Source organism: Virgisporangium ochraceum, assembly GCF_016863655.1.
Taxonomy (GTDB): domain Bacteria; phylum Actinomycetota; class Actinomycetes; order Mycobacteriales; family Micromonosporaceae; genus Virgisporangium; species Virgisporangium ochraceum.
Genome location: NZ_BOPH01000161.1, coordinates 1 through 12,808, shown reverse-complemented (window position 1 = coordinate 12,808; position 12,808 = coordinate 1). Strand labels below are relative to the sequence as shown.

The 12,808-nt window shown below is 74.5% G+C and carries 1 protein-coding gene; it reads left to right on the top strand.

What is annotated here, in order from left to right; all coding sequences use genetic code 11:
* Positions 1 to 12,808: type I polyketide synthase (locus Voc01_RS52175; protein WP_203935260.1), on the top strand; the 12,808-nt coding region annotated here is incomplete at both ends.

The window sequence follows — 12,808 nt, the reverse complement described above, 5'->3', positions numbered from 1 at the left end:
CCCGGCGGTCACCGTCGACACCGCGTGCTCGTCGTCGCTGGTGGCGCTGCACCTGGCCGTGCAGGCGCTGCAGCGGGACGAGTGCGACCTGGCGCTCGCCGGCGGCGTCACCGTGATGGCCACGCCGGGCACGTTCGTCGCGTTCTCCCGCCAGCGCGGGCTGTCGGCCGACGGCCGCTGCAAGGCGTTCGGCGCCACCGCCGACGGCACCGGCTGGGGCGAGGGCGCCGGCATGCTGCTGGTGGAGCGGCTGTCCGACGCCGAGCGCCACGGCCACCCGGTGCTCGCGATCGTGCGGGGCAGCGCGGTGAACCAGGACGGCGCGTCGAACGGGATGACCGCGCCCAACGGTCCGTCGCAGCAGCGGGTCATCCGGCAGGCGCTGGCGTCCGGTGGTCTGTCCACTATGGACGTCGACGCGGTCGAGGCGCACGGCACGGGCACGACGCTGGGCGACCCGATCGAGGCGCAGGCGCTGCTCGCCACCTACGGGCAGGACCGCGAGGTCCCGTTGTGGCTGGGGTCGGTCAAGTCGAACCTGGGCCACACCCAGGCCGCGGCCGGGGTCGCCGGCGTCATCAAGATGGTCATGGCGATCCGCCACGGAGTGCTGCCGCGCACGCTGCACGTGGACGAGCCGTCGCCGCACGTGGACTGGTCGGCCGGCGCGGTGTCGCTGCTGACCGAACCGGTGGAGTGGCCCGGCGTCGACCGGCCGCGCCGGGCCGGTGTGTCGTCGTTCGGCATCAGCGGGACCAACGCGCACACCATCATCGAGCAGCCGCCGGCCACCGTCGACGCTGTGCCCGCCGCCGACCCGACGGCCGTGGTTCCGGTGGTGGTCTCCGCCCGCAGCGCCGAGGCGCTGCCCGCGCAGGCGGCCCGGCTGCGTGACCTCGTGGCCGCCGGTGCGGCGACGCCGCTGGACCTGGCGTACTCGGCGCTCACGTCGCGGTCGTCGTTCGAGCACCGGGCCGCGGTGCTCGCCGGTGACCGCGACGAGCTGCTGCGCGGCCTGACCACGCTGGCCGATGACGGGACGGCCGCCGCGGTGGTCCGCGGCGCGGTGAGCCAGGGCCGGCTCGCGTTCCTGTTCACCGGCCAGGGCGCGCAGCGCCCGGGGATGGGCCGCGAGCTGTATGAGACGTACCCGGTGTACGCGTCGGCGTTCGACGCGGCGTGCGCACATCTCGACGACGGCATCAGGGAGGTCGTGTTCGGCGACTCCTCTGACAACGCTGCCGAGCTTCTTGCGCAGACGGTCCACACGCAGCAGGGCCTGTTCGCCCTGGAGGTGGCGCTGTTCCGCCTCCTGGAGTCGTGGGGGGTGCGGCCCGACCACCTGATCGGCCACTCGATCGGTGAGCTGGCGGCCGCGCACGTGGCCGGGATCCTGTCGCTGGAGGACGCGGCGATGCTGGTCGCCGCGCGGGGCCGGCTGATGCAGGCGCTGCCCGCCGGCGGCGCGATGGTGTCGGTGCAGGCCTCCGAGGCCGACGTGCTGCCGCTGCTCGCCGGTCTGGAGGGTCTGGTCAGCATCGCGGCGGTGAACGGGCCGGACTCGGTCGTGGTCTCCGGCGACGAGGAGACCGTGCTCGCGGTCACCGCCGGCCTGAAGGGCAAGCGGCTCACCGTGAGCCACGCGTTCCACTCGCCGCTCATGGCCGGGATGCTCGACGACTTCTTCGCCGTCGCGTCCCGGCTGACCTACCGCAGCCCGGTCATCCCGGTCGTGACCAACGTCGACGGTGACCCGGCCACGCCGGAGTACTGGGTGCGGCACGTCCGCGAGGCGGTCCGCTTCGCCGACGGCATGCGGGCGCTGGCGGACGCCGGCGTCACCACGTTCGTGGAGGTCGGTCCCGCCGGGGTGCTCGCCGCGCTCGGCCGGCAGTGCGTCGCCGGGGAGTTCCTGCCGGTCCTGCGGGCCGGCCGGTCGGAGACCCGCACCGCGGCGGCCGCGCTCGCCGGGCTGCACACCCGCGGCGTCCCGGTCGACTGGCCGGCGTACTTCGCCGGCACCGGCGCCCGCCGCGTCGACCTGCCCACCTACGCCTTCCAGCGCGAGCGGTACTGGCCGCGCACCGGGCCCGGCCGCGCCGGCGACCTGACCGGCCTCGGCCTCGCCGCCGCCGGGCACCCGCTGCTCGGCGCCGCCGTGCCGCTCGCCGAGGCCGACGGGCTGCTGTTCACCGGTCGCCTCGCGCTGTCGACGCACCCGTGGCTGGGTGAACACGTCGTCGGCGGGACCGTTCTCGTGCCGGGCACCGCGCTGCTGGAGCTCGCGGTGCGCGCCGGTGACCAGCTCGGCTACGACGTCGTCGACGACCTGACCCTCGAGGCGCCGCTGGTGCTGCCCGACCGCGACGGTTTGCGGCTCCAGGTGACGGTCGGGGCGCCGGCCGGCGACGGTCGGCGCGCGGTGGCGGTCCACTCCCGGCGGGAGGCCGCCGACGACGCGACACCCTGGACCCGGCACGCCGGTGGCTTCCTGTCCACCGGTGGGACGGCGGCCGACACCCCGCCGACGGCCTGGCCGCCGGCGGACGCCGAGGCGGTCGACCTCGACGGCTGGTACGACGCCCTCGAGACCGCCGGATTCGGCTACGGCCCGGTGTTCCGGGGCCTGCGCGCCGCCTGGCGGCACGACGGCGACATCCTCGCCGAGGTCGCGCTGCCCGAGCCGGCCGCGGCCGACGCCACACACTTCGGCCTGCACCCGGCGCTGCTCGACTCGGCCCTGCACGCCATCGGCCTCGGCGGGTTCGTCGCCGACACCGGCGCGGGGTACCTGCCGTTCGCGTGGTCCGGGGTCCGCCTGCGGGCATACGGGGCGACGCGGCTGTGCGTCCGGTTGTCACGCGCCGGAACCGACGCGGTGACCCTCACCGCGACCGACGCCGACGGCCAGCCGGTGCTGACCGTCGACTCGCTGATGCTGCGCCCGATGGCGCTGGACCGCCCGGTGACCGGTGGTGACGCGCTGTTCCGCGTCGAGTGGGTGCCGGTCGCGGCGGCGGACGTGCCCGACGACGTGGTCGTGTACCCCGTGGAGACTGCCGGCGACGACGTCGTCGGCGACGCCCACGCGGTGGCACACCGGGTGCTCGACCGGGTGCAGCGGCACCTCGCCGGCACGGACCCGACGCTGCTCGTGGTCACGCGGGGCGCGGTCGAGGCGGTGCCCGGCGAGGGTGTCGCCGACCTCGCGGCGGCGACGGTGTGGGGTCTGGTGCGGTCGGCGCAGGCGGAGAACCCGGGGCGGTTGTTGCTGGCCGATGTGGACGATCCGGCCGGGCTCGTGGTGTCGGTGGATGAGCCGCAGGTTGCGGTCCGCGCGGGTCGGGTGTTCGCGCCCCGGTTGGTGCGCACCGCGGTGACGCCCGCTGTCCGGAACCTGGACGGCACGGTCCTGGTGACCGGTGCGTCGGGTGCCCTGGGTGGGCTGGTCGTGCGGCGGCTGGTGGCCGAGCACGGGGTGCGGAAGCTGGTGCTGCTCAGCCGTCGGGGTGGTGCGGCGCCGGACGTGGATGCCGAGGTGTCGGTCGTCGCGTGTGATGCGGCGGACCGGCAGGCCCTCGCCGCGGTGCTGGCGGACATCCCGGATCTGAGTGCTGTGGTGCATGTGGCCGGTGTTCTGGATGACGGGATCGTGACGTCGCTGACTCCGGAGCGGGTTGGCGCGGTGCTGCGGGCGAAGGTCGACGCCGCCTGGAATTTGCACGAGCTGACCCGCGACCGGGATCTGTCGGCGTTCGTGTTGTTCTCTTCGGCCGCGGGGGTGTTCGGTAACGCCGGGCAGGCCAGCTACGCGGCGGCGAACACGTTCCTGGACGCGCTGGCCGCGCATCGGGTGGCGCGAGGGCTGCCGGCGGTGTCGCTGGCGTGGGGCCTGTGGTCGCAGGCCGACGGGATGGGCGCCGACGCGCGTCACCTGGCGGGTCTGTCCAATGAGGAGGGTCTGGCGCTGTTCGACGCGGCGCTGACCACCGACGCCCCGCTACTCGTGCCGATGCGCCTGGACCTGGCCGCGGTCCGGGCCGGCGGGACCGTGCCGCCGCTGCTGCGCGGCCTCGTGCGGATGCGGCCCCGGCGGTCGGCGTCCGCGACCGGCGGCTCGGCGCTGAGCCGGCAGCTCGCCGGGCGCTCACCGGCCGACGCCGACCGGCTGCTGCTCGACCTCGTCCGCGGCCAGGTCGCGGCCGTCCTCGGCCACGCGGGCGGCGACGCGGTCGCACCCGGACGCGCGTTCACCGAGCTCGGCTTCGACTCGCTCAGCGCCGTGGAGCTGCGCAACCGGCTGGCCGAGGCGACCGGGCTGCGCCTGCCGGCGACGCTGGTCTTCGACTACCCGTCGGCGCTGACGCTCGCCGCGTACCTGCGCGACGAGCTGTGGGGGAGCGCGCCGACCGACGTGGTCGCCGCACCCGTGCGGGTGGACGACGAGCCGGTCGTCATCGTCGGGATGGCCTGCCGATTCCCCGGTGGTGTCACCTCGCCCGAGGACCTGTGGCGGCTCGTCGCCGACGGCCGCGACGCCGTGGCCGGCTTCCCCGCCGACCGTGGCTGGGACCTCGACGGCCTGTACCACCCCGACCCCGACAACCCCGGCACCAGCTACACCCGCGAAGGCGGCTTCCTCGACGGCGCCGACCGGTTCGACCCGGCGTTCTTCGGCATCTCCCCGCGCGAGGCGCTGGGCACCGACCCGCAGCAGCGCCTGCTCCTGGAGACGTCGTGGGAGGCGTTCGAACGGGCCGGCATCGACCCGCACACGCTGCGCGGCAGCCGCACCGGCGTCTACGCGGGCGTCATGTACCACGACTACGCCGCCGTGCTCGAACGGTCCGGCGACGAGGGCTCGATCGGGTCGGGCAGCACGGGCAGCATCGCGTCGGGGCGGGTGTCGTACACGTTCGGTCTCGAAGGCCCGGCGGTCACCGTCGACACGGCGTGCTCGTCGTCGCTGGTCGCGTTGCACCTCGCGGTGCAGGCACTGCGGCGGGGCGAATGCGATCTCGCGCTTGCCGGCGGCGTGACCGTGATGGCTACGCCGAACACGTTCGTCGGCTTCTCGCGTCAGCGTGGCCTGTCGGTCGACGGCCGGTGCAAGGCGTTCTCGGCGTCCGCCGACGGGACCGGCTGGGGCGAGGGCGTCGGGATGCTGCTCGTGGAGCGGCTCTCGGACGCGAAGCGCAACGGCCACCCGATCCTCGCGGTGGTGCGGGGGTCGGCGGTGAACCAGGACGGCGCGTCCAACGGTCTCACCGCGCCGAACGGGCCGTCGCAGCAGCGGGTCATCCGCCAGGCGTTGGCGTCGGCGGGTCTGTCCACTGTGGACGTCGACGCGGTGGAGGCGCACGGCACCGGCACGAAACTCGGCGACCCGATCGAGGCGCAGGCGCTCCTGGCCACCTACGGTCAGGACAGGGATCAGCCGCTGTGGCTCGGGTCGATCAAGTCGAACCTCGGCCACACCCAGGCCGCGGCCGGGGTGGCCGGCGTCATCAAGATGGTCATGGCGATGCGTCACGGCGTGCTGCCGCGCACGCTGCACGTGGACGAGCCGTCGCCGCACGTGGACTGGTCGGCGGGCGCTGTGTCGCTGCTGACGTCGGCGGTCGCGTGGCCCGAGGTCGACCGGCCGCGGCGGGCGGCGGTGTCGTCGTTCGGCATCAGCGGCACCAACGCGCACACCATCATCGAGCAGCCGCCGGCTCTCCGGGCCGTGCCGGCCGTCGACACGACGCCCGTCGTCCCGGTGGTGGTCTCCGCCCGGAGCGCCGAGGCGCTGGCGGCGCAGGCGGCGCGGCTGCGTGACCTGGTCGCTGTCGACAATCTGTCCATTGTGGACGTCGCGTACTCGTCGGCGGTCTCGCGGGCGGCCCACGAGCACCGGGCGGCGGTCGTGGCCGCCGACCGGGAGACCCTGCTCGCCGGTCTGTCCGACCTCGTGGAGGGCGGCGGTATCCGGGGAGCGGTGGACGAGGGTCGGGTGGCGTTCCTGTTCACCGGCCAGGGTTCCCAACGCCCGGGGATGGGCCGCGGCCTGTACGAGGCGTATCCGGTGTTCGCGGAGGCGTTCGATGCGGTGTGCGCCCACCTGGACGGGCCGGTGCGCGAGGTCGTCTTCGGCGACGACGCCGATCTGCTGGCGCAGACGGTGTACACGCAACAGGGGCTGTTCGCGGTGGAGGTGGCCTTGTTCCGCCTCCTCGAATCGTGGGGTGTGAAGCCCGATCACCTGATCGGCCACTCCATCGGTGAGCTGGCCGCAGCGCACGTTGCCGGCGTGCTGTCGCTGTCGGACGCGGCGACGCTGGTGGCCGCCCGTGGGCGGTTGATGCAGGCGTTGCCCTCTGGTGGGGCGATGGTGTCGGTGCAGGCCTCCGAGGAGGAGGTGCTGCCGCTGCTGGTCGGGAACGTGGGGATCGCGGCGGTGAACGGGCCTCGATCCGTGGTGGTCTCCGGTGAGGAGGACGCCGTACTGGCCGTCACGGCCGGGTTCAAGGCCAAGCGGCTCAGCGTGAGCCACGCGTTCCACTCACCGTTGATGGAGCCGATGCTCGACGAGTTCCGCGGCATCGCCGAGACGCTCACCTTCCAGGCGCCGGTCATTCCGATCGCGACGTCCGGGGACGTGACCGACCCCGAGTACTGGGTGCGGCACGTCCGCGACGCGGTGCGGTTCGCCGATGGCATGCGGGCGTTGGAGACCGCCGGGGTCACCACGTTCATCGAGGTCGGTCCGGCCGGGGTCCTCTCCGCGATGGGGCAGGCCTGCGTCGACGGGACGTTCCTGCCCGCGCTGCGCGCCGACCGAGACGAGCCGACCAGCCTCACCACCGCGGTCGCGGCGGCGCACGTCCGCGGCGTCGCGGTCGACTGGACCGCCGTCTTCGCCGGCACCGGCGCGCGCATCGTCGACCTGCCCACGTATGCCTTCGAGCGGCACAGGTACTGGCCGCGCGCCGGCGCCACCGGGACCGGCGACGCCACCGGCCTCGGCCTCGGCACCGCCGGCCACCCGCTGCTCGGCGCCGCCGTGCCGCTCGCCGAGAGCAGCGGCGCACTGCTCACCGGCCGGCTGTCCCTGCGGACGCACCCCTGGCTCGCCGACCACACCATCGGCGGATCGGTGCTGCTGCCCGGCACCGCCCTGCTCGAACTCGCCGTCCAGGCCGGCGACCACGTCGGCCGCGGCCGGGTGGACGAGTTGGCCATGGAGACCCCGCTCGTGCTGCCCGCGTCCGGCGGCGTCCAGGTGCAGGTCGTCGTGGACGAGCCCGGCGCCGACGGGCGCAGCCGCATCAGCCTGTACTCCCGCCCGGAGAGCGCCGGCGACGAGGCCGACTGGACCCGGCACGCCGGCGGCTTCCTCGCGACCGACGAGGCCGCGCCCGTCGCGCCGGTGGCCGCATGGCCGCCGTCCGACGCGCGTCCCCTCGACACCGCTGACCTCTACGCCGGCTTCGCCGACGTCGGCTTCGCCTACGGGCCCGCGTTCCGGGGACTGCGCGGCGCCTGGCGGCACGGCTCCGACGTGTACGCCGAGGTCGAGCTGCCGGACGACGCCACCGACGCGGCCCGCTTCGGGCTGCACCCGGCGCTGCTCGACTCGGCCCTGCACGCCATCGGCCTCGGCGACTTCGTCGCCGGCGCGGGTCACCTGCCGTTCCTGTGGTCCGGCGTGAGCCTGCACGCCTCCGGGGCGACCGCGCTGCGGGTCCGGCTGTCCCCGGCCGGCACCGACGCGGTGTCGCTGCTCGCGGTCGACGCCGCGGGTGCGCCGGTGCTGTCGGTGGAGCGGTTGGTGCTGCGCCCCGTGGCGCTGGACCGCCCGGCGGCCGGCAGCGACGCCCTGTTCCGGGTGGACTGGGTTCCGGTCGCGGCGTCGGCGGTGCCCGACGGCGTGGTCGTGTATCCGGTGGAGACCGCGGGTGGGGACGTGCCGGCGGACGCCCACACGGTGGCGCACGGTGTGCTGGCGCGGGTGCAGGAGCACCTGGCGAGCGAGGATTCGACGCTGCTCGTGGTCACGCGGGGCGCGGTGGAGGCGGTGCCCGGCGAGGGTGTCGCCGACCTCGCGGCGGCGACGGTGTGGGGTCTGGTGCGGTCGGCGCAGTCGGAGAACCCGGGCCGGTTGCTGCTGGTCGATGTGGACGATCCCGCCGCTCTTGTGGTGTCTGTGGATGAGCCGCAGGTGGCGGTTCGTGGTGGGCAGGTGCTGGTGCCGCGGTTGGTGCGTGCCGCCGTGACGCCGGCCGAGGTCGTTTTCGATGGCACGGTGTTGGTGACCGGTGCGTCGGGTGCGTTGGGTGGGCTGGTCGTTCGGCGGTTGGTGGAGTCGCACGGGGTGCGCAGGCTGGTTCTGCTCAGCCGTCGGGGCGGTGCGGCGCCGGAGGTGGATGCCGAGGTCACCGTCGTGGCGTGTGATGCGGCGGATCGGCAGGCGTTGGCCGCTGTGCTGGCGGGCATCCCGGATCTGAGTGCCGTGGTGCACGTGGCGGGTGTGTTGGACGACGGCATCGTGACGGCGTTGACTCCGGAGCGGGTCGACGCGGTGCTGCGGGCGAAGGTCGACGCCGCCTGGAACCTGCATGAGCTGACCCGCGATCTGTCGGTGTTCGTGGTGTTCTCCTCGGCTGCCGGGGTGTTCGGTAACGCCGGTCAGGCGAGCTATGCGGCGGCGAACACGTTCCTGGACGCCCTTGCGGCACACCGGGTCGCGCGAGGGCTTCCGGCGGTGTCCGTCGCGTGGGGGTTGTGGGCACAGGCGGACGGGATGGGCGCCGATGTGCGTCACCTGGCGGGTCTGTCCAATGAGGAGGGTCTGGCGCTGTTCGACGCGGCGCTGACCGCCGACACGCCGCTGCTGGTGCCGACGCGTCTGGACCTGGCCGCCGTCAGGGCGGGCGGGACCGTGCCGGCGCTGCTGCGCGGGCTGGTGCGGATGCCGGCCCGGCGGGCGGCGGCACAGAGCGGCATCGGGCAGCGGCTGGCCGGCCTGTCGGCCGCCGAGGCGGACCGGCTGCTGCTGGACCTGGTCCGCGGCCAGGTGGCGGCGGTGCTGGGCCACGCCGGTGCCGGGGCCATCGAGCCGGGACGCGCGTTCACCGAGCTGGGCTTCGACTCGCTGACCGCGGTGGAGTTGCGCAACCGGCTCGCCGAGGCGACCGGCCTGCGCCTGCCGGCGACGCTGGTGTTCGACTACCCGTCGGCGCGGGTGCTCGCCGACTTCCTGCGCGACGAGGTGTCCGGCGCCGCACCGACCGACGCGGTCGCCGCACCCGTGCGCGTGGACGACGAACCGGTCGTGATCGTCGGCATGGCCTGCCGCTTCCCCGGTGGTGTCACCTCGCCCGAGGACCTGTGGCGGCTCGTCGCCGAGGGCCGCGACGCGGTGACGGAGTTCCCCGACAACCGCGGCTGGGACCTCGCGAACCTCTACCACCCCGACCCCGACAACCCCGGCACCAGCTACACCCGCGAAGGCGGCTTCCTCGACGGCGCCGACCGGTTCGACCCGGCGTTCTTCGGCATCTCCCCGCGCGAGGCGCTGGGCACCGACCCGCAGCAGCGCCTGCTCCTGGAGGCGTCCTGGGAGGCGTTCGAACGGGCCGGCATCGACCCGCAGACCCTGCGCGGCAGCCGCACCGGCGTGTACGCCGGCGTGATGTACCACGACTACGCGAACGCCCTGGAACGGTCCGGGGACGCGGCCGAGACGGCGATCGGATCCGGTGGGACCGGCAGCATCGCGTCGGGCCGGGTGTCGTACACGTTCGGCCTGGAGGGTCCGGCGGTCACCGTCGACACGGCGTGCTCGTCGTCGCTCGTCGCGCTGCACCTGGCCGTGCAGGCGCTGCGGCGCGGGGAGTGCGACCTGGCGCTCGCCGGTGGCGTGACCGTGATGGCCACGCCCGGCACGTTCGTCGCGTTCTCGCGCCAGCGTGGGCTGGCCGCCGACGGGCGGTGCAAGGCGTTCGCCGGCGCCGCCGACGGCACCGGCTGGGGCGAGGGTGTCGGGATGCTGCTCGTGGAGCGGCTGTCCGACGCGCGGCGGAACGGGCACCCGATCCTCGCCGTGGTGCGGGGTTCCGCGATCAACCAGGACGGCGCGTCCAACGGTCTCACCGCGCCGAACGGTCCGTCCCAGCAGCGGGTGATCCGGCAGGCGCTCGCGTCGGCGGGTCTGTCCACTGTGGACGTCGACGCGGTCGAGGCGCACGGCACCGGCACCAAGCTGGGCGACCCGATCGAGGCGCAGGCGCTGCTGGCCACCTACGGCCAGGACCGGGAAGAACCGCTGTGGCTGGGCTCGGTCAAGTCGAACCTCGGCCACACCCAGGCCGCCGCCGGCGTCGCCGGGATCATCAAGATGGTCCTCGCGATGCGTCACGGTGTGCTGCCGCGCACGCTGCATGTCGACGAGCCGTCGCCGCACGTGGACTGGTCGGCCGGCGCGGTCGAACTGCTCACCGAGGCCCGGGAGTGGCCGGCCGTCGCAAGGCCGCGCCGGGCCGCGGTCTCGTCGTTCGGAATCAGCGGGACCAACGCGCACACCATCATCGAGCAGCCGCCACCCGCCGAGGTCGTACCCGCCGTCGACTCGACGGCCGTGGTGCCGGTCGTCGTCTCCGCCCGCAGCGCCGAGGCGCTGGCCGACCAGGCCGCCCGGCTGCGCGACCTCGTCGCGCGGGACGAGGTGACGCCGCTGGACGTGGCCTTCTCCGCGCTGACCTCCCGGGCGGCGCACCAGCACCGGGCCGCCGTTGTGGCAGGCGACCGCGGGACCCTGCTCGCGGGCCTGTCGGACCTCGCCGCCGGCGGCGGCATCCGCGGCGCGGTGACCGAGGGCCAGGTGGCGTTCCTGTTCACCGGCCAGGGTTCCCAGCGTCCCGGGATGGGGCGCGGCCTGTACGAGACGTACCCGGTGTTCGCGCAGGCCTTCGACGAGGTGTGTGCGCACCTGGACGACGGCGTCAAGGATGTGGTCTTCGGCGACGACCCGGACCTGCTGGCACGGACGGTCAACACGCAGCAGGGGCTGTTCGCGGTGGAGGTGGCCCTGTTCCGCCTCCTCGAATCCTGGGGTGTGAAGCCGGATCACCTGATCGGCCACTCGATCGGTGAGGTGGCGGCGGCGCACGTGGCCGGGGTGCTGTCGCTCGAAGACGCGGCGACGTTGGTCAGTGCCCGGGGTCGGTTGATGCAGGCGCTGCCGGCCGGTGGGGCGATGGTGTCCGTGCAGGCCTCCGAAGAGGAGATCCTGCCGCTGCTGGTCGGGAACGTCGGTGTCGCGGCGGTGAACGGGCCGCGATCCGTGGTGGTCTCCGGTGAGGAGGAGGCCGTCCTGGCTGTCACGGCCGGGTTCAAGGCGAAGCGGCTCAGCGTGAGCCACGCGTTCCATTCGCCGTTGATGGAGCCGATGCTGGCGGAGTTCCGCCGCGTCGTTGAAACGCTCACCTTCCACGCGCCGGTCATTCCGATCGCGACGTCCGGTGATGTGACCGACCCTGAGTACTGGGTGCGGCACGTCCGGGACGCGGTGCGGTTCCACGACGGGATGAAGGCGCTCGAAGCGGCCGGGGTCACCACGTACGTGGAACTCGGGCCGGATGCCGTGCTGTCGGCGATGGGGCAGCCCTGTGTCGACGGCGGAGGGTTCGTCCCCACCCTGCGGGCCGGGCGCGACGACGCGACCGCGGTCAACACCGCCCTGGCGACCCTGCACGTGCGGGGGGTCGGCGTCGACTGGCCGACGGTGCTCGCCGGTGGCCGCCGCGTCGACCTGCCCACCTACGCCTTCCAGCACCAACGGTTCTGGCCGACCCCGACCGCCTGGACCGGTGACGCCACCGGCCTCGGCCTCGGCACCGCCGGCCACCCGCTGCTCGGCGCCGCGCTGCCGCTGGTCGGTGCCGACGGCTTCCTCCTGACCGGCAGGATCTCCCTGCAGACCCACCCGTGGCTGGCCGACCACGCCGTCGGCGGATCGGTGCTGCTGCCCGGCACCGCCATCCTCGAACTGGCGATCCGGGCCGGCGACCAGACCGGCTGCCCCACCGTCGAGGAGCTGACCCTCGAAGCGCCGCTCGTCCTGCCCGACCTCGGCGGCGTGAGCCTGCAACTCGTGGTCGACCGGGCCGACGACTCCGGCCGCAGCACCGTCACCCTTTACTCGCTGACGGGGTCCGACGACACGGGCGGCTGGCAGCGCAACGCGTCCGGAACGCTGACCCGCACGGCCGCGGCGACGCCCGCGCCCATCGACGCCTGGCCGCCCGCCGACGCGACGCCGATCGAGGTCGACGGCCTCTACGCCGGCCTCGCGGCAGACGGGTTCGCCTACGGTCCGTCGTTCCAGGGCCTGCGCTCGGCGTGGCGGTCGGGCCGCGACGTCTACGCCGAGGTCGAACTGCCCGATGAGCCTGGCGGGTTCGGCGTGCATCCGGCGCTGCTCGACGCCACCCTGCACGCGGTCGCGCTGGGTGGCCTCGTCGACGGCGCGAGCCTGCCGTTCTCGTGGTCGGGCGTGACGCTGCACGCGGTCGGTGCCCGGACGCTGCGGGTCCGGCTGTCCCCGGCCGGGACCGACGCGGTGTCGCTGGTCGCCGTCGACGCCGCGGGTGCGCCGGTGGTCTCGGTGGAGCGGCTGGTGCTGCGACCGGTGGCGTTGGACCGTCCGGTCGCCGGTCGCGACGCGGTGTTCCGGGTGGACTGGGTTCCGGCGTCGGCGTCGGCGGTGCCGGCGGACGTGGTGGTGTTCCCGGTCCAGACCCAGGGTGCCGACGTGCCGGCGGAT